General features: G+C 69.2%; 17 protein-coding genes. 6 read left to right on the top strand and 11 right to left on the bottom strand.

What is annotated here, in order from left to right; translation table 11 throughout:
• Positions 1 to 29: 29 nt before the first annotated feature.
• Entirely contained in the window at positions 30 to 386 is a 357-nt protein-coding gene (locus ACQPYZ_RS25335) for an STAS domain-containing protein (RefSeq protein WP_433160492.1), read from the bottom strand.
• 138 nt (positions 387 to 524) lie between these two features.
• Between ACQPYZ_RS25335 and ACQPYZ_RS25340 the strand changes: the two genes are divergently transcribed.
• Together ACQPYZ_RS25340 and sppA are read left to right on the top strand one after the other, a co-directional pair.
• Positions 525 to 857 carry a hypothetical protein gene (locus ACQPYZ_RS25340; RefSeq protein ID WP_433160493.1) on the top strand — a complete coding sequence of 111 codons (333 nt, stop codon included), beginning with the start codon at positions 525 to 527 and terminating at the stop codon, positions 855 to 857.
• A 60-nt stretch (positions 858 to 917) separates the two neighbouring features.
• Complete coding sequence (sppA, locus tag ACQPYZ_RS25345) at positions 918 to 2,570, top strand: signal peptide peptidase SppA (RefSeq protein WP_433160494.1); 1,653 nt, start codon at positions 918 to 920, stop codon at positions 2,568 to 2,570.
• Here the strand turns inward: sppA and ACQPYZ_RS25350 are convergent.
• Both ACQPYZ_RS25350 and ACQPYZ_RS25355 read right to left on the bottom strand, forming a co-directional pair.
• Positions 2,551 to 3,864, bottom strand: a complete 1,314-nt coding sequence (locus ACQPYZ_RS25350) for an FAD-binding oxidoreductase (RefSeq protein ID WP_433160495.1) — start codon at positions 3,862 to 3,864, stop codon at positions 2,551 to 2,553. The genes sppA and ACQPYZ_RS25350 overlap by 20 nt on opposite strands.
• The gene (locus tag ACQPYZ_RS25355; protein ID WP_433160496.1) at positions 3,861 to 4,445 is read right to left on the bottom strand and encodes a cob(I)yrinic acid a,c-diamide adenosyltransferase; all 585 of its coding nucleotides are present in this window, start codon (positions 4,443 to 4,445) and stop codon (positions 3,861 to 3,863) included. The genes ACQPYZ_RS25350 and ACQPYZ_RS25355 overlap by 4 nt, the downstream gene beginning before the upstream one ends.
• 49 nt (positions 4,446 to 4,494) lie before the next feature.
• Here ACQPYZ_RS25355 and murA point away from each other — a divergent pair, with 49 nt between their 5' ends.
• Both murA and fabV read left to right on the top strand, forming a co-directional pair.
• Complete coding sequence (gene murA, locus ACQPYZ_RS25360) at positions 4,495 to 5,781, top strand: UDP-N-acetylglucosamine 1-carboxyvinyltransferase (RefSeq protein WP_433160497.1); 1,287 nt, start codon at positions 4,495 to 4,497, stop codon at positions 5,779 to 5,781.
• Positions 5,782 to 5,803: 22 nt separating this feature from the next.
• Positions 5,804 to 6,982, top strand: a complete 1,179-nt coding sequence (fabV, locus tag ACQPYZ_RS25365; protein ID WP_433160498.1) for an enoyl-[acyl-carrier-protein] reductase FabV — start codon at positions 5,804 to 5,806, stop codon at positions 6,980 to 6,982.
• Here fabV and ACQPYZ_RS25370 read toward each other — a convergent pair.
• Positions 6,969 to 9,470, bottom strand: coding sequence for a DEAD/DEAH box helicase (locus ACQPYZ_RS25370; protein WP_433160500.1), 2,502 nt, complete (start codon positions 9,468 to 9,470; stop codon positions 6,969 to 6,971). The genes fabV and ACQPYZ_RS25370 overlap by 14 nt on opposite strands.
• A 179-nt stretch (positions 9,471 to 9,649) precedes the next feature.
• On the opposite strand from ACQPYZ_RS25370, the gene ACQPYZ_RS25375 reads away from it, so the two are divergent.
• The gene (locus tag ACQPYZ_RS25375; RefSeq protein WP_433160501.1) at positions 9,650 to 10,513 is read left to right on the top strand and encodes a type IV toxin-antitoxin system AbiEi family antitoxin domain-containing protein; all 864 of its coding nucleotides are present in this window, start codon (positions 9,650 to 9,652) and stop codon (positions 10,511 to 10,513) included.
• Positions 10,514 to 10,680: 167 nt separating this feature from the next.
• Here the strand turns inward: ACQPYZ_RS25375 and ACQPYZ_RS25380 are convergent, their stop codons facing one another.
• From ACQPYZ_RS25380 to ACQPYZ_RS25390, 3 genes are read right to left on the bottom strand one after another with little or no spacing between them, the layout of a single operon-like run.
• The gene (locus ACQPYZ_RS25380; protein ID WP_433160503.1) at positions 10,681 to 12,294 is read right to left on the bottom strand and encodes a hypothetical protein; all 1,614 of its coding nucleotides are present in this window, start codon (positions 12,292 to 12,294) and stop codon (positions 10,681 to 10,683) included.
• 2 nt (positions 12,295 to 12,296) lie between these two features.
• Entirely contained in the window at positions 12,297 to 13,226 is a 930-nt protein-coding gene (locus ACQPYZ_RS25385; protein WP_433160505.1) for a carbohydrate ABC transporter permease, read from the bottom strand.
• Positions 13,223 to 14,269 carry an ABC transporter permease gene (locus ACQPYZ_RS25390; RefSeq protein ID WP_433160506.1) on the bottom strand — a complete coding sequence of 349 codons (1,047 nt, stop codon included), beginning with the start codon at positions 14,267 to 14,269 and terminating at the stop codon, positions 13,223 to 13,225. Before ACQPYZ_RS25390 ends, ACQPYZ_RS25385 begins: the two co-directional genes overlap by 4 nt.
• Positions 14,270 to 14,453: 184 nt before the next feature.
• Between ACQPYZ_RS25390 and ACQPYZ_RS25395 the strand changes: the two genes are divergently transcribed.
• A complete protein-coding gene (locus ACQPYZ_RS25395; protein WP_433160508.1) occupies positions 14,454 to 14,744 on the top strand; it encodes an HIT family protein in 291 nt (96 codons plus the stop codon).
• Here the strand turns inward: ACQPYZ_RS25395 and ACQPYZ_RS25400 are convergent.
• From ACQPYZ_RS25400 to atpD, 4 genes are all read right to left on the bottom strand, one after another.
• A complete protein-coding gene (locus ACQPYZ_RS25400; RefSeq protein ID WP_433160510.1) occupies positions 14,722 to 15,765 on the bottom strand; it encodes a methyltransferase domain-containing protein in 1,044 nt (347 codons plus the stop codon). The two genes, ACQPYZ_RS25395 and ACQPYZ_RS25400, sit on opposite strands and share 23 nt — an antisense overlap.
• 177 nt (positions 15,766 to 15,942) lie before the next feature.
• Complete coding sequence (locus tag ACQPYZ_RS25405; protein WP_433160512.1) at positions 15,943 to 16,374, bottom strand: DUF2550 domain-containing protein; 432 nt, start codon at positions 16,372 to 16,374, stop codon at positions 15,943 to 15,945.
• Positions 16,375 to 16,475: 101 nt separating this feature from the next.
• On the bottom strand, positions 16,476 to 16,880 hold the full coding sequence (locus tag ACQPYZ_RS25410; RefSeq protein WP_433160514.1) for a F0F1 ATP synthase subunit epsilon: 405 nt from the start codon (positions 16,878 to 16,880) through the stop codon (positions 16,476 to 16,478).
• A gap of 1 nt (position 16,881) precedes the next feature.
• Entirely contained in the window at positions 16,882 to 18,336 is a 1,455-nt protein-coding gene (gene atpD, locus ACQPYZ_RS25415) for a F0F1 ATP synthase subunit beta (RefSeq protein WP_433160516.1), read from the bottom strand.
• Between the last annotated feature and the right edge of the window lie 2 nt (positions 18,337 to 18,338).

Consider the following 18,338-nt stretch of genomic DNA (forward strand, 5'->3'; position numbering starts at 1 on the left):
ACCGGTGTCACCAGGGGTCTGGATCACACTCAGGCGCTGATCGGCAGTGGGGTGCGTTCGACCCGGAGGATGCGGTGCAGGCGGGTGACGGCGAGGATGCGGACGACCGACGGCACGGGGTGCCAGAGGACGAGCTGGCGGCCCAGCAGTTGAGTACGGCGATGGGTCGCGACCAGCAGGCCGAGGCCGGTGGCGTCGACCGCGTCGACCTGCTCGAGGTCGACGATCACGTCGCCGACCGAGGTGTCGATCACGGTGTTCAAGGTCTGGCGGACGTCGCCGACGGAGCGGACGTCCAGGATTCCGGTCAGGCGGACGACGTTGTCCGGCGCCGTGGTCGGACCAGTCGTGTTCGTTGCTGTTCGGTCGTGGGTCGGTGCGAGCATGTCCGTGCCCTCCGCTCTCCCGGCGGCCCCCGAGTCATCGGCCGCACTGCAGCGTGCTGCTTGTGATCGTAAAGACTCCCCGGGACGGCAGAAGGTTGCCAAGACCTCGCGAGCATTTATTTCGCCGGACGCGAGACAATGGTCTCCGTGTTCGCCGAGCAGTACTTCCTGTTCCCCCTCGTCGCCATCGCCCTGGCCGGGCTGATGGTGCTGCTGTGCCGCTGGGCCTTCTCGAAGGCGAAGGGCGGCTCGCTGGTCCGGCGGGTCGACCAGCGTCCGGCGGAGCGGGACTCGTTCGGCCTGCTGATCGACATCCGCACCTTCCGCACCTACAACGAGGCCCGGGTGAAGGTGTCCATGCTGAAGGACTTCGGCATCAAGGCGACCGCGGCCCGGACGAAGGACGGCTGGACGGTGTACGTCTGGCCGCGCGACGAGGACGCCGCCCGCGGCCTCCTCGACGCGTCCTGATCCCGGCCGGTCCTCAGAGGACCGCTGAAGGTACTTGTGGGTGGGGTCTAGGGTCGGTGTATGGGGATTCTGCTCGAGCTGGATCTGACCCGGGGCGTTCTCGAGACGCCGCCCGCCTCGCCGGTGGCCGCGTTCCGTTCGCGGCACCTGCCGACCCTGCGGGAGCTGGTGGCGGCTCTCCGGAAGGGCGCTCGCGACGACAGCGTCGTCGGCCTGGTCGCCCACCTCGGCGGGCACCGGCTGTCGCTCGCCCAGGTGCAGGACCTGCGTGAGGCGGTCGCGGACTTCCGTACGTCGGGCAAGGCCGCGGTCGCGTGGACCGAGTCGTTCGGCGAGACCGGTCACGGCACGGTGCCGTACTACCTGGCCACTGCGTTCGACGAGATCTGGGTGCAGCCGTCCGGCGATCTCGCGATCACCGGCGTCTCCGTGCAGGCGGTGTTCGTCCGCGCCGCCCTGGACAAGGCCGGCGTGATCCCTCAGTTCGGCAAGCGCCGCGAGTACAAGACCGCCGCGGACACCTTCACCGAGAAGGAGATGACCGGGCCCGCCCGTGAGATGGCGTCCCGGCTCGCGGAGTCGGCGTACGAGCAGGTCGTCGAGGGCATCGCCGTACGACGGCGGCTCGACACCGCGCGGGTGCGGGAGCTCGTGGACAGCGCGCCGCTGCCGGCCCAGGCCGGGCTCGAGGCCGGGCTGGTCGACCGCCTCGGCTACCGCTCCGACGTGTACGACGAGCTGCGCAAGGCGCTCGGTGAGACCACCCGCCTGCTGGCCGAGCGGTACATCCGCCGCGGGCCGCGGACACTGCAGGACCTGCGCAAACAGCTCCCGTGGCCGCAGAAGCCGTTGGTCGCGGTCGTCCGCGTCTCGGGTGGGATCAACGTCGGCCGCAACTCCGGCAGCCCGCTCGGCGGTTCGAGCTCGGGTTCGGACACGGTCGGCGCCGCGCTGCGGGCGGTGGCGGACAACGACAAGGTGAAGGCCGTCGTCCTGCGGGTCGACAGCCCGGGCGGCTCGTACGTCGCCTCGGACGCGATCCGGAACGAAGTACTGCGCCTGCGCTCGACCGGGCGGCCGGTGATCGCCTCGATGGGCAGCGTGGCCGCGTCCGGCGGGTACTTCGTCTCGATGCCGGCCGACGTGATCGTGGCCCAGCCGGGCACGATCACCGGGTCGATCGGCGTACTGACCGGCAAGGGCGTCGTCCGGGACGCGCTCGGCCGGATCGGGATCACGCAGCAGGCCGTGTCCGAGGGCGAGAACGCGCGGATGTTCTCCGCGCAGGAGGAGTTCACCGACGAGCAGTGGGCCCGGCTGGAGGAGACCCTCGACCGGATCTACCGGGACTTCGTCGCCAAGGCCGCGCAGGACCGGGGGCTGCCCGAGGAGCAGTTGGAGTCGCTCGCCCGCGGCCGCGTCTGGACGGGCGCCGACGCCCACGCGCACAAGCTGGTCGACGAGCTGGGCGGCTTCCAGCACGCGCTGACGATCGCCTGCAACCGGGCCGGCCTCGACCGCGACGCCATCGGCCTGGCCACGGTTCCGCACCGCAACCTGCTCGACCAGCTGCGCGCGCCCACGACGACCGACGACCTGGCGGTCAGGGCCCAACCGTTGACCATGGACGGCCTGACCACCGGCATCTACCGCGCGCTGGGCCTGCCGCCCGAGGGACTGCTGCGGATGCCGCTCAACTGGCAGCTGGTGTGAGCGACTGCGGGAACGTGAAGAAACCCTCCGGGTCGTAGGTCTGCTTCACCTTCCGCAGCTGGTCGAGATTCGCGCCGTGGTACGCCTTCAGCGGGTCGTCCAGCGTGGGATCGGGGAAGTTCACGTACGCCCGGCCTGAGCTGAACGGCGCCAACGGGGCGAACAGCCCGGCGAGCGTCGAGCGCAGCTCCGTCTCGGCCGCCTGCAGCGCTGCCTCGCCCGCCGGAAGCGGTGTGCCCGCGACCAGCTCGAGCAGGAACGCCTGTTCGCGGTGGGCGAAAGCACTCCAGTCGAGATCGCGGCGGTTGTACTCCCCGCCCATCGCTGTCAGGTTTAGGACGGCGTCGCCGAGCGACCGCAGCACGTCCTGCCAGGTCCCGGCCGGAACGCTGTCCGCGAAGAACGCCGACTTGCTGATATCGAGCTGCGGCTCCGCGTGCTCGACGTCCCCGAGGCCGACGACCGAGCGCTTCAGCTCGCGATACGGCATCCGCGCGATCGACGTGGACGCAGGCTCGCTGCCGACCGCGACCACGAACCGGTCGACCTGATCGAGATCGTCGACGACGAGTCCGAACACGTGCACGCCCTCCGGCGTCACCTTCACCACCGCACTGACCTCGTCCGGCGCGTACGGCGCCCAGCGCTGCCACGCCTCGACGACGGCGAGCGCATGGTCGCGCGGCCAGATCAGGTGGAGGCGGTGAGCGACCGGCGCCGGCACACCGGTGAACCAGAACCGCGTGGCCACGCCGAACTGCCCGCCACCGGAGCCGCGGATCGCCCAGAACAGGTCCGCGTTCTCCGTGGCGTCGCAGCGCACGACCCGGCCGTCGGCGAGCACCAACTCGGCCGCGGCCAGCTTGTCGGACGTCAGTCCGTGCAGTCTGCCGAGCAGGCCGATCCCACCACCGAGGACCAGGCCGGCGATCCCGACAGTGGGTCCGCAGCCGGCCGGGATCGTCAGTCCCTCGGCGTCCAATGCGTCGTACAACACGGGCAGGCGGACGCCGGCACCGACGCAGGCCATGCCGTCCTTGACCTCGACCGACGACATCGGGGAGACGTCGAGGACGATGCCGGCGGTGGACGACCGGCCGACGAAGCAGTGCCCGCCACTGCGCGGCACGACGGGCTGTCCGGTCCGCCGGGCCTCGGCGAGCACCTCGGCCACGTCGTCGGCGGACGAGCACTGCGCGATCGCGGCCGGGCGCACTTCGCCGTACCGGGGCATGGCCGGGCGGCGGGCGGCCTCGTACTCGGCCGAATCGGGGCGGAGCCAGGTGACGGTCACGGGGTGCGCTCGCCTCCGGGGACCCACAGCACGTCGCCGCCGGAGGACAGGTTGGCGACCCGCCCGAGGATGAACAGCAGGTCGGACAGCCGGTTGAGGTAGGTGAGCGCGAGCAGGTTGACCGACGGGCCGTGGGCCTCGACCGCGGCCCAGCCGGCCCGCTCGGCCCGGCGGACGACGGTCCGGGCGACGTTCAGGTACGCGGCGCCCTCGGTCCCGCCGGGGAGGATGAACGAGCGGAGCTTGGTCAGCCGGCTGTTGTAGTCGTCGCACCAGCCCTCGAGCCGGTCGACGTACTCCTGGGTGATCCGCAGCGGCGGGTACTCCGGGTTCGGCGTGATCGGGTTGCACAGGTCGGCGCCGACGTCGAACAGGTCGTTCTGGATCCGGGTCAGCAGCATCACCAGCGTGCTGTTCAGGTGCCCGGCGGCGATGGCCACCCCGATCGCGGAGTTCGCCTCGTCGACCTCGCCGTACGCCGCCAGCCGCGGATCCGTCTTCGACGTCGTCGAGTTGTCGCCCAGGCGGGTCTCGCCGGCGTCACCGGTCCGGGTGTAGATCCGCGTCAAGTTCACAGCCATGGAAGGACTCTACGCAAAGCCCGGGAGCGTCGAACGCTACAGTCGACCGGTGGAACGGTTTCGGATCGCGGGTGAAGCCCGGCTCGAAGGAGTCGTGGAGGTCGCCGGGGCGAAGAACAGTGTGCTCAAGCTGATGGCGGCGGCTCTGCTGGCGGAGGGGACGACGCTGCTGCGGCAGGTGCCGAGCATCCTCGACGTCACCTTCATGGCCCAGTTGCTGGACACGCTCGGCTGCTCGGTCACGGTGGACGCGGACGAGCGGACCGCGACGATCGCCGTACCGGCCGAGGTCGGATATCAGTGCGACTACGAGCTCGTCCGCAAGCTCCGGGCGTCGATCTCGGTCCTCGGCCCGCTGCTGGCCCGCTGTGGCCGGGCGGAGGTGGCGCTGCCGGGCGGTGACAACATCGGCTCCCGCGGGCTGAACATGCACGTCGCCGGCCTGGAGGCGATGGGCGCGAAGGTGCACATCGAGCACGGGTTCGTGATCGCCGAGGCGCCGCAGGGCCTGCACGGCGCCGAGGTCTGGCTGGACTTCCCGAGCGTCGGCGCGACCGAGACGATCATGATGGCCGCGGTGCTGGCCCGCGGGACGACGGTGATCGAGAACGCCGCCCGCGAGCCGGAGATCCAGGACATCGCCGCGATGCTGGTCGAGATGGGCGCCCAGATCGCGGGCGCCGGGTCGCCGCGGATCGAGATCACCGGCGTGACCGGCCTCCTGCAGCCGGTCGAGCACGTCGTCGTCCCGGACCGGATCGTGTCCGGGAGCTGGGCGTTCGCGGCCGCGATCACCAAGGGTGACGTGACGGTCTCGAACGGCCACGCCGAGCACCTCGAGCTGCCGCTGGACAAGCTGCACAAGGCCGGGGCCGAGATCAGCGTGCTGGAGTCCGGCTTCCGGGTCCGGATGAACGACCGGCCCAAGCCGGTGGACGTGGTCACGCTGCCGTACCCGGGATTCGCCACCGACCTGCAGGCGTTCGTGATCGCGCTGAACGCGATCAGCGACGGCGCCGCGATGGTGACCGAGAACCTGTTCGAGGGCCGGTTCACGTTCGCCCAGGAGCTGACCCGGCTCGGCGCGCAGATCCAGACCGACGGTCACCACGCCGTCGTCCGTGGCGTACCACGGCTGTCCGGCGCCCCCGTCGTGGCCTCGGACATCCGGGCCGGTGCCGCCCTGGTGCTCGCCGGTCTCGCGGCCGAGGGCGAGACGCTGGTGTCCGCCGCGCACCACGTGCACCGCGGCTACACCGACTTCGCCGGCAACCTCCGCCGCCTCGGCGCGGACGTCACCGTCGAGCCGGATGACGCGGAGATGTACTGGAACTAGGGCCCGCATTAGGGTCGTCGGCATGACCGATCGTGTGATCAAGCCCCTCGGCCGTGGATTCCTCTTTCTCGACTCGCATCCGGCCGGGTGCGCCCGGATCGTCCGGGACGCGGCCGCCCAGGTCGAGCGCCGGGCACCGGAACGCCGTACGGCGCTCGTGGTCGGGTCGAGCTCCGGTTACGGCCTGGCCGCGACGATCGCGGGGCTGGCGCGCTACGGGATCGACGGGGTCGGCGTGTCCTTCGAGAAGGCACCGACAGCACGTCGTACGGCGACCGCCGGGTGGTACCGGACCGCCGAGACCGCGGTCCTGGCGGCCGAGTACGGCCGGGAGTTCCACTTCGTCAACGCGGACGCGTTCGCGGACACCACCAAGACCGAGGTGCTCGACCTGATCGCCGAGCGGTGGGGCGGGATCGACCATCTGATCTACAGCGTCGCCGCTCCCCGTCGCGTCGACCCGCGCACCGGCGAGACGTACCAGTCCGCGCTCAAGGCGATCGGCGCACCGCACACCACCAAGAGCCTCGCCTTCGAGGACGGCCGGCCGATGCTGCAGGAGGTCGGCATCGACGTCGCCACCGAGGACGAGATCGCGCAGACCGTGAAGGTGATGGGCGGCGAGGACTGGGCCCGCTGGGTCTCCGCCCTCGAGGAGCGCGGGCTGCTGAAGCCCGGCGCCAACACCGTCGCCCTCACCTACATCGGTTCCGAGCTGACCGGGCCGATCTACCGGCAGGGATCGATCGGCGCCGCGAAGGCCGACCTCGAGCAGACCGCGCTGACGCTGAGCAAGAACGGCGTCCAGGCGATGACCTCGGTGAACGGCGCGGCCGTCACCCAGGCGTCGTCGGCGATCCCCGGCATCGGGCTCTACGTCAGCCTGCTGCACAAGGTCCTCGGCGACGGCCTGCAGACCCCGATCCAGCAGTCGGTCGCGCTGTGGGACCAGCTCACCGGCGAGACGCCGCTCGACCTCGACGACGAGGTCCGCATCCGGCTCGACCGCTGGGAGTTGACCGACGACGTCCAGGCCGCCGTCCGCGCCCAGTGGGAGGCGGCGACCCAGGAGAACATCGCCGACGTCGCCGACACCGAGTGGTTCCTTGCCGAAGTACGGCGGTTGTACGGCTTCGACGTACCGGGGGTCGACTACGAGGCACCAGCCGAGGTCGACGTCGAATGGCCTAGAGGGGTTTGAACGAGACCAGCTCGAGGACCAGGTCGCCGGCCTCGTCGGAGGCGGCCAGGTCCACGGTCGCGCTGATCCGCCAGTCGTGGTTGCCCTCGGGATCGTCGATGATCTGCTGCACTTCCCAGTAGCCGGGGTGCTCCTCGACCAGGAACAGCGCCGGACCACGGGCGGCCGGGCCGGTGTTGAGGGTGGAGTGCTCGGCGTAGTACGCCGTACCGGCCTCGGCCCAGCGGGCGGCGTCCCAGCCCGCGTCGGCGTCGAGCTGACCGAGCTCGGCCCAGCGGTGCAGCGAGATCAGCTCGACCCGGCGGAACATCGCGTTCCGGACGAGCACCCGGAAAGCCCTGCTGTTCAAGGTGATCCGGCGCGGGCCGACCGGTACCGGCTCGGCGACCACCTCGGCCGCGGGGTTGGTCAGCTCCTCCCACTCGTCGAGCAGGCTGGAGTCGGTCTGCCGGACGACCTCGCCGAGCCACTCGATCAGGTCGGTCAGGTCGTCGTCCACCTTGTCCGGCGGCACGGTCTGCCGCAGCGCCTTGTAGGCGTCGCTCAGGTAGCGCAGCACGATCCCCTCGGACCTGGCCAGCCCGTAGAAGCCGATGAACTCGCCGAACGTCATCGCCCGCTCGAACATGTCCCGGACCACCGACTTCGGTGACAGCCCGGTGTCCGCGATCCACGGATGCGTCTGCCGGTACATCTCGAACGTTGCCTCGAGCAACTCGTTCAGCGGCTTCGGCCAGCTGACCTCCTCGAGCAGCTCCATCCGCTCCTCGTACTCGATCCCCTCGGCCTTCATCGCGTTCACGGCCTCGCCCCTGGCCTGGTGCTCCTGCGCCCACAGCACCGGCCGCGGGTCCTCGAGGGTCGCCTCGATGATCGAGACCACGTCCAGCGCGTACTCCGGGCTCGCCGGGTCGAGCAGGTCCAGCGCGGCCAGGGCGAACGTCGACAGCGGCTGGTTGAGGCTGAAGTCCTTCTGCAGGTCGACGGTCAGCCGCAGCATCCGGCCGTACTCGTCCGGCTCGTCCAGCCGCTCGACCACGCCGGCGGTCAGCAGCGTGCGGTAGATCTGGATCGCCCGGCGGATCAGCCGGACCTGGGTCCTGGCGTCCTCGTGGTTGTCACGCAGCAGGTGCCGCATGCTCGCGAACGCGTCGCCGTCGCGGGCGATCACGTTCAGCAGCATCGCGTGGCTGACCCGCATCCGCGACTGCAACGCCTCCGGCTCGGCCGCGACCAGCCGGTCGAACGTGTCCTCGCCCCAGGTGACGAAACCCTCCGGCGGCTTCTTCCGCTGCACCTTGCGCTGCTTCTTCGGGTCGTCCCCGGCCTTGGCCAGCGCCTTCACGTTCTCGACCACGTGGTCCGGGGCCTGGACGACGACCGTGCCGGAGGTGTCGTAGCCGGCCCGTCCGGCCCGGCCCGCGATCTGGTGGAACTCGCGCGCCTTCAGGATCCGTTGCCGGCGTCCGTCGTACTTGCTGAGCGCGGTGAGCACGACGGTGCGGATCGGGACGTTGATGCCGACGCCGAGGGTGTCGGTGCCGCAGATGACCTTGAGCAGACCGGCCTGGGCGAGCTGCTCGACCAGCCGCCGGTACTTCGGCAGCATGCCGGCGTGGTGGACGCCGATCCCGTGCTTCACCAGCCGCTGCAACGTCCGGCCAAAGCCCTTGCTGAACCGGAAGTTGCCGATCAGCTCGTTGATCTTCTCCTTCTCCTCCTTCGAGGAGACGTTGATGCTGGTCAGCGCCTGGGCGCGTTCGAGGGCGGCGGCCTGGGTGAAGTGGACGACGTACACCGGCGCCTGGTGGGTGGTGAGCAGCTCCTCGAGCGTCTCGTGCAGCGCGGTGGTGACGTACTTGTAGATCAGCGGCACCGGGCGCTCGGCGCTGGTCACGATCGCGGTCGGGCGGCCGGTCCGCCGGGACAGGTCGATCTTGAAACGCTCGACGTCGCCGAGGGTCGCGGACATCAGGACGAACTGCGCGTCCGGCAGCTCGAGCAGCGGCACCTGCCAGGCCCAGCCGCGGTCGGGCTCGGAGTAGAAGTGGAACTCGTCCATCACCACCTGGCCGACGTCGGCGGCGGAGCCCTCGCGCAGCGCGACGTTCGCGAGCACCTCGGCGGTGCAGCAGATGATCGGGGCACCGGCGTTCACCGACGCGTCGCCGGTCAGCATGCCGACCTTCTCGGCCCCGAAGACGTCGCACAACGCGAAGAACTTCTCCGACACCAGCGCCTTGATCGGCGCGGTGTAGAACGTCCGCCGGCCGTTGGCGAGCGCCGCGAAGTGCGACCCGGTGGCGACCAGGCTCTTCCCCGACCCGGTCGGCGTCGACAGGATCACGTTCGACCCCGTCATCACCTCGATCAGCGCCTCCTCCTGCGCCGGGTACAGCGAGATCCCCTGCTCCCCCACCCATCCGGCGAAGGCGTCGTACAGGGCATCCGCATCCGTCGTCGCGGGAACTCTCTCGCTCAGCGTCATCGCCGCCCATTCTCCACGAAGGTGAGTGGGACCGAACGACAGGAGGTACCTCCGCCATCCCACGGGGCCGCAGCGGCGCGGCTGTGTCCCGGAGTCCGTCGGAGTGCCCTACCTCCTGTCCTTCGGTCCCCTGTGGACAACCCAAGCGGGGTCCTGGCCACCTGGGGCAGCATCGTCCGATGGTGTCAGTCGCCGAGATCCTCCGGCTTCTGGGGCGTCCGGCCACCTCAGCAGAGCTGGTCGCCGGCACGTCCCGGAAAGCTCTGGCGTCGGCCGTGCGACGCGGCGAGGTGGAGCGGCTGAGACGAGGGATCTACACCCTGCCCGGATCGGCGGCGGACCGGATGACCGCGGTGGCCTACGACGGGGTGCTTTCCCATCTGAGTGCCGCGCGCGTGTGGAACCTGCCCCTACTTGCGGCCCCGGCGAAGCCACACGTGATCGTTCCGGTGAAGCGCAGGCCGCGACCGGGTCCGCCGGCGGTCCTGCACTGGGCCGGGGTATCGGCGGACGAACGCCGAGCCGGGACGACCTCGTTGCTCCGGACTGTTCTCGACTGCGCCAGAATCCTTCCGTTCGCCGAGGCGCTGGCGGTCGCCGACGCCGCCTTGACCCGCGGGCTGCACGCGGAGGAACTGCTCGCCGGCGCCCGCGCGCTCCGCGGTCCTGGCAGTACGAACGCTCGCCGGGTCGCCGCGGCAGCCGACGGCCGATCCGGCAGCTTTCTCGAGTCGATGCTCCGAGCACTGCTGATCAGCAACGGCGTGCCCGGGTTCGAGCCGCAGGTTCTGGTGAGCGCCGGACCATTCCGGGCGCGGGTCGACCTCGGGCATCGGGACGCGCGAGTTGCCCTGGAGGCGGAGGGCTTCGAGTTCCACGGCTCCGCGACCGCCTTCTCCGCCGACTGCGGCCGGTACGACGAACTCGTGGCCGCGGGCTGGCTCGTGCTGCGGTTCACCTACCAGCACGTGCTGGGTGATCCGGGGTGGGTGGTCGCGACGACCAGGGCTGCGGTGAACCGAAGGACAGGAGGTAGTGGGTAGTCGGCGGTATTCGGCGCGGTGGGTCAGGCGCGGGGCGGGCTGCAGAGGTCCGCACCTCCTGTCGTTCGGTCCCTCGGGGAGTTCACAACCGAGAACAGCCGAGCGCACCGCCTATGTGGGCGGTGCGCTCGGCCGGCAGCAGGCACGCGGCCTGGGCTGGTGTGGGGTTACTTGCGGCCTTGGGCGGACATGGCCTCCTCGTACTCGTGGCGGATGGCATCGCCGCCGGACTTTCGCCAGTCGGCGATGGCCTCGTCCCAGGCGCTCAGCTTGGCGCGGCCGAGCTGGATGTCCTTGGTGAGCGCGTCCAGGCGGGTGGTGAAGACCTTGCCCTTGGTGGACTCGGTCGGTGAGTAGAGCCCGTACGTCGTCGGCAGGACGGCCGTGGGCAGGACGGTCTTGAGGTGGTTGTACGCCATGTCGACCGCCTCAGGATGACCCGGGAAGTAGACCGGGTAGCCGCCGTCGGCGAGGTACTGGATCGGGAACTCGCCCAGGCAGACCTCGCTCTGGCCTGCCTCGGTGAGCACCGGGTCGGTGCCGTTCAGCGTGTAGTGCCGATCGGCCTGACCGAACTTGCGGAACAGGTACTCCTCGGTCCCGAACGGCGCGGCCATCCAGTTGAGCACCCCGAGCAGCATCTTCGTCCGCTCCGGCGAGCTGGGCTTGATCGCCGCGATCGAGTTGTTCGGCTTGCCCAGCAGGAGCCGCCCGGTCTTCCCGGCGTCGGTCCGCACGACCGGGATGGTGATCGCGAACTCCTTGACCACACTGCGCCGGTAGAAGCTCTGGATCGACGAGTACGTGTCCTGCGTCATCACCGCCGACCCCTGGCTGAACCAGACCTTCTGGTTGTGCTTCGCCACCCCGTCGGGATGGATCAGCCCGTCGACCACCATCTGCCGGGTGATCGTCAGCATCTCCTTGTGTTCCGGCAGTTCCCAGCTGTGCACCAGCCGGCCGTTCCGAACCTCCCAGTCCCTCGGCAGGCCGAGCATCGCGCTCAACGCCCACTTCGGCGGTACGGCGAACGCCCACCGCTTCTTCTTCTCGTCGGTGACCGCCTTGGCGACCTTGACCAGCTCGTCCAGGGTGGGCGAGCCGAGCTCGACCCCGAGCTTGTCGAGGATGTCCTGCCGGGCCAGCAGCAGGTCCGTCGACATCACGCCGCGCTGGATCGGGACCGCCCGGATGCCGCCGGAGTACACGCAGCCGCGCCAGGACTCGGTCGACAGGTTGGCCAGGAACGGGTAGTCCAGGATCGCGTCGCCGGACAGGTGCTCGGTCAGGTCCTGCGCCCGCGCCTCGAGGAACTGCGGCAGGTAGGCGAACGCCGAGTCGACGTTGAACAGGTCCCCGAGGGTGTCGCCGGCCACGGAGGTCGCGAACTTGTTGGGATAGTCGGCCGCCGACGAGATCGTCAGCTGGAGCGGTGAACCGAGCCGGCGGTTCAGCTCCTGCCAGTACGGGTTGCGGTCCGCGGTCGGCGGGATCGGGTTCGACGTCGGCGCCGTACCGGAGACGTCGCTGCCGTCGCCGGGTGAGCCGTCGGTGGCCCGGACCGGCTGGTCCGGGAACCGGTAGAAGCAGTCCGGCATCAGCGGGTGGCTCCGCGGGAGGTCCGGCTTCGGCCCGTCGTACCGCCGGTACGTCGGCAGCGTGACCGGCTTGTTGAGCGCCGCGATGTCGGTCGACCTGGTCACGGTCGCGCAGCCGCTCAGCCCGCCGGCCGTCGCGACGGCGGCCAGTGAGCCGCCGAGGAGTGTTCGTCGGCTGATCATGCTCATCCCTTCACCGCCCCGGTCAGCATGCCCTTGGCGAAGTGCCGCTGCAGGAACGGGTAGACGATCAGGATCGGTACCAGCGAGATCACCAGGATCGCCATCTGGATCGACTCCTGCGGCGGGAGCTGGTCGGCGCCCGCTCCTCCGAGGTCACCACTGCTGAGCTCGGTGTTGTTGACGACGTACGTCCGCAGTACCAGCTGCAGCGGCCATTTCGCGGTGTCACTGATGTAGAGCATCGCGCTGAAGAACGCGTTCCAGTAGCCGACCGCGTAGAACAGCCCGATGACCGCGAGGACGGCGCGCGACAACGGCAGCATGATCGACCAGAAGATCCGGAAGTCGCCGGCGCCGTCGATCCGGGCCGAGTCGACCACCGAGTCCGGGATGCCCATGAAGAACGCCCGCAGGATGATCACGTTGAACCCGCTGATCGCGGTCGGCAGGATCAGCGCCAGCAGTGAGTCGAGCAGGCCGAACTGCTTGACCACCAGGTAGTTCGGGATCAGGCCGGGGCTGAAGAGCAGGCTGAACAGCACGATCATCAGCATCGGCCGCTGCCCGAAGGAGCCCGGCCGGCTGAGCGCGTACGCCAGCATGGTCGAGCCGGTCAGGCTGAGCAGCGTGCCGCCGATCGTGATCACGAAGCTGACGCCGAGCGCCTGCAGGACCACGCCGCCGTTGAAGATCGTCCGGTAGGAGTCCAGGTTGATGCCGTCCGGCCAGAGGACGAAGCCGCCGGAGTTGGTCACGTGCGCCTGGCTGGCGATGCTGGTCGAGATCACGCCGATGAAGGGCACGATCACCAGCACGCAGCACAGCACCAGCACGATGCCCTTGATCACGCGGACCGGGATCGCCGGATTGTCCTCGATCCCTGGCGCCCGGTCGGGCCGGCGTACTGGTCGTTGCAGTTCTGTCGTGGTCATGATTTGCGGTACACCCCCGCCTCGCCGAAGACGTGCGCGATCTTGTTGGCGCCGATCACCAGGACGACGGCAACGAGACCCTTCACCAGGCCGACCGCGGCCGAGACGCCCCACTGACCCGCGAGGACGCCGTTGTTGTAGACGTAGGTGTCCAGCACCTCACTGGCCGGTCTGCCGACCAGGTTCTGTTGCAGGATGATCTGCTCGAAGCCCACGGTCAGCGAGTCGCCGAGGCGCAGGATCAGCAGCAGGATGATCAGGCCGCGGATCCCGGGCACGGTGACGTGCCACAGCTGCCGGAGTCGCGAGGCGCCGTCGACCCGCGCGGCCTCGTACAGGCCGGGGTCGATCTGGGTGAGCGCGGCCAGGAAGAGGATCGTCCCCCAGCCGGTGTCCTTCCAGATCACCTGGCTGGTGAGCAGCGCGATGAAGCTGTCGGGGTTGCCGAGGAAGTCGATCGTCTCGATGCCCTGCGACCGCAGGACGTTGTTGATCAGGCCGCTGCCGCCGAGGATCTGCTGGAAGATCGCGATCACGATCACCCAGGAGAGGAAGTGCGGCAGGTACAGCACCGACTGGACGATTCGTTTGATCCGCTCCGACAGCAGGCTGTTCAGGAGCAGGGCGAGCGCGATCGGCGCCGGGAAGACGAAGACCACCTGGACGAGCGTGATCAGCAGGGTGTTCTTCAACGCGTTCAGGAACTCGGCGTCGCCGTTGAAGATGACCGCGAAGTTGTCCAGGCCGACCCAGGCGCTGCGGCCCATCGGCACGAACGGCAGGTACTCCTGGAACGCGATCAGGTTGCCGAGCAACGGCAGGTAGTGGAACGCGAGCAGCAGGGCGAGGCCGGGCAGCGCCATCAGCAGCAGGACCTTGTCCCGCTTGGCGCGTGCCCACCAGGACAGCGACGGCTTGCTCGACGATGGTGACGAACTGCCGTCCGGTCGGGCGCCCGGTGGTCCTGATCCGGTCGTCGCGGCCGGATCGGTCCGGGCGGTCTTGTCGGCTTGCGGGCTGAGGATTCCGTCTGTTCGAGCCACGCAACACTCCCTGCGTCGTTGGTGAACGCAGCGTTCCCTCGGGGCGGAGAACGCTTTCCAACCCCCGAGCACGATCTTGGCGCGTCTCGCCCGTCCCCGCAGCCCGCCCGGAGCGTCCTGACCGGAATCGGACACTCAAACCCACAAATTCATCCGACTATCGGACGTCCGGTTAAGGTGAAAGATGTTCAATCATGAGCCCGCGGACTACGACTGCCCGTTCTGCCGACTGATCGCCGGTGGCGAGGACGGCCTCACCCAGCAGCAGGACATCGTCCGCCGCACCAAGCACGCCCTCGCATTCATCGCCTCCCGCTGGTGGCCGAACAACCCCGGCCACGTGCTCGTGTTTCCGCGGTACGACGGGGACGAGCTCTGCAGCACCCGGCACCTCGCGGAGCCCGCTACCCCGGAGGAGCGGGCTCCGTATGCGCGTCACTTGCGGGCGTACTTCAGCGTGGGGTTGCCACGGTGATGTGAGGGTGTTGGCCGGCGAGGGCGATGGGGTGGATGTGGTGGATCTGCCAGGTGGGGTCGTTCCTCAACGTCTCGGTCTGGTGCTGGTTGAGAAGGGCGACGACTCGGTCGGGCTCGGAGCGGCGCCACTGGTCGACGTACGGCGTGAGCTCACCGATGGCCACGCGGACATCCCAGGGCGGATTGGTGAGAATGCGGTCGGCGCGCGCCATGAGGTGGCGCGCGTTGTCGATGCGCCAGCGGATGCGGCCTTCGGAGCGGGTGTTGGCACGGGCAGCGCCGATTGCCGCCGGCGAACGGTCGACCCCGAGGTAGCGTGCGGCCGGCGCGATCGCCTCGGCCTCGAGTACCAGAGTTCCGGCACCGCAGAACGGGTCCAGGACCCGATGGCCGGGCTCGATCTCGGCCAACCGCGCCATCGCAGCCGCGACCGGCGGATGCAGACTGCCGACGACCGTCCGTCGACGCCACTCCCGCCGATGCAGCGGTACGTCGTACGGCCGCATGCCGACCCACATCGTCGTACCGTCGAGCACCACTCGCCAATCCACCCGGTGTTCTGGCGGCCGGCTCCCGTCACGGCGGGAGTGGTACGCGCAACCGGTCAACCCGGCCAGTACATCGCCGACGAGGTCCTCGATGTCGAAGCGGTTGTAGTTCCGTCGACCGCGGAACGAGGCGCTCACCGCGAAGTCGCCGACAACGGGCCGGAGCTCTCCACGAACCACAGCCACGGCGTCCACCAGCGCGGACCGTGTCCGGCCCGGGTCGGGGACAACGGCCTGGAGGACGAAGAGATCGTCGGCCAGGCGGGGCGGGTCGGTGACGATCGTCGCGGACGTCGGTTCGACGACGAGTTGCCGTTGGGACACGTCGATCACGCGATGGCGCGCCGCACCGAGTTCGGCGGCGGCGAGGCGCTCCAGGCCGGTGACGGTACGCACCAGCACCATCGGTCGTCCACCGACAGCAAGCGCCCGCGTGATCGACTCTGCCGCGTCGAGACGCGCAGAGGGCATGACAAGTTCTCCCGGTCAGCGGTCGGGAGCAGCCGATCGGTCCACTCCCGCATCGCAGGCCTCGGGCAAAGCCTCGCACCGGCCGGCGGAAGCTAGCCCAGTCGGAAGAACATGCACATGCCGCAGATCATGACAGACCCCTCACCCGCTGCCCACCCAATTTCCGGGAGGCGCCGGTCAGTGGTAGGTCTGGCTGCTGGGTGGGGCTGATTCCATCCAGGCGAGGACCCCGGTGAGGGCTTCCTCGGTCATCGCGAAGTGGACGGTGCGGTCGCGGAGGTCGGCGTCGACGATGACGTGGCCGGCGTACGTGACGAGGGGCTCGTTGCCCATCGGGCGGCGGCTGGTGATGCTTTCGAGCTGGCGGCGGTTGACCACGAGTTTGGGCCACCAGGCGAGGCTGAAGACGCGAAACCACTGCAGGTCGTCGCCGACGTACCGGGCCAGGCCGAGGGCCCAGCCGCGGCCGTGGTCCTTCTGGGCCAACTGCAGGCTGCAGTCGAACGTGCCGCCGTCCCTGGACAACCAGCGACGACGGCACGCGAAAGCGATGACCAGCAGTACGGCGGCAAGCAGACAGACCCCGACGACATCGAGGACTATCCGCATACCTTGTGACCCCATTTCCGGTGCCCGTGTTCCACGTAATGGTCCGGCACCGCCGGAGAAACGTACTTGTCAGTGACGATATTCGATTATGGCAGGTGGGGTCAGGTCGCCTTCTCGGCGGCCCTCACCCGGGCTTCGGCGAGCCGGAGCTCCTCCTCGCCGGCGTCGGTGTCGATCCCGGTCGCCTGCGCGCGCTCGAGCTCGCGCCGGGCCTCCTCGAGGTCGATGTCGTGACCCATCTCGGCGTTCTCGGCCAGGATCGAGACCCGGTCGTTCGCCACCGAGATGAAGCCGTCCGGCGCGGCCGCGACGAAGAACTCGTCGTCGACGGTCCGCACCTGGACGGTGCCACCCTGCAACAGGCCCAGCAGCGGCGCGTGGCCGGGCAGGATACCGACGTCGCCGTCCGTGGTCCGGGCGATGACGATCTTGGCCTGGCCCTGCCACACGGTCCGCTCGGCCGCGACCAGCGCGACCTCGAGGTGCTTGGCAGATTCGTCGGCCATCTCAGTTTTCCTTCTGCAGCTCGGCCCACCTGCGCTCGACGTCCTCGAGCGAACCGACGTTGAAGAACGCCTGCTCGGCGATGTGGTCGCACTCGCCCTCGGTGATCTTCTTGAAGGACTCGATGGTGTCCTTCAGCGGCACGGTCGAGCCCGCGATGTTGGTGAACTTCTCCGCCATGTAGGTGTTCTGGGAGAGGAACTGCTCGATCCGGCGCGCGCGGGCGACGGTGATCTTGTCCTCCTCGGAGAGCTCGTCGACACCCAGGATGGCGATGATGTCCTGCAGTTCCTTGTTCTTCTGCAGGATCTGCTTCACCCGGACGGCCACGTCGTAGTGCTCCTGGCCGATGTACTGCGGGTCGAGGATCCGCGACGTGGAGGTCAGCGGGTCGACGGCCGGGTACAGACCACGCGACGCGATGTCGCGGGAGAGCTCGGTGGTCGCGTCGAGGTGGGCGAAGGTGGTCGCCGGCGCCGGGTCGGTGTAGTCGTCCGCGGGCACGTAGATCGCCTGCATCGAGGTGATCGAGTGACCCCGGGTCGAGGTGATCCGCTCCTGCAGCACACCCATCTCGTCGGCCAGGTTCGGCTGGTAACCGACCGCGCTCGGCATCCGGCCGAGCAGGGTGGAGACCTCGGAACCGGCCTGGGTGAACCGGAAGATGTTGTCGATGAACAGCAGCACGTCCTGCTGCTTCACGTCGCGGAAGTACTCCGCCATCGTCAGCGCCGACAGCGCGACCCGCAGGCGCGTGCCCGGCGGCTCGTCCATCTGGCCGAACACCAGCGCGGTGTCCTTGAAGACGCCGGCCTCTTCCATCTCGTTGATGAGGTCGTTGCCCTCACGGGTCCGCTCGCCCACGCCGGCGAACACCGACGTACCACCGAAGTTGTGGGCGATCCGGTAGATCATCTCCTGGATCATGACGGTCTTGCCGACACCCGCACCGCCGAACAGGCCGATCTTGCCGCCCTGCACGTACGGCGTCAGCAGGTCGAGCACCTTGATGCCGGTCTCCAGCATCTCGGTCTTCGACTCGAGCTGGTCGAAGGACGGCGCCTTGCGGTGGATCGGCCAGCGCTCGGTGATCTCGAACTCGGACTCGTCCTGGTTCAGGCACTTGCCGGTGACGTTCCAGACCCGGCCCTTGGTGACGTCGCCGACGGGCACGGAGATCGCCGCGCCGGTGTCGCGCACCTCGGCGCCGCGGACCAGGCCGTCGGTCGGCTTCATCGAGATCGCCCGGACGATGTTGTCACCGACGTGCAGGGCCACCTCGAGGGTGATGGTCTGGGTGTCGTCGCCGATGGTCAGGTCGACCTCGAGCGCGTTGTAGATGTCGGGCATCGCGTCCACTGGGAACTCGACGTCGACGACCGGGCCGATCACCCGGGCGACGCGACCGACGCTTGCGGCGCCAGCCTCGTTGTTCTTCTCGGTAACCGTGGCAGTCATCT

Source organism: Kribbella sp. CA-247076 (assembly GCF_050942445.1).
Lineage (GTDB): Bacteria > Actinomycetota > Actinomycetes > Propionibacteriales > Kribbellaceae > Kribbella.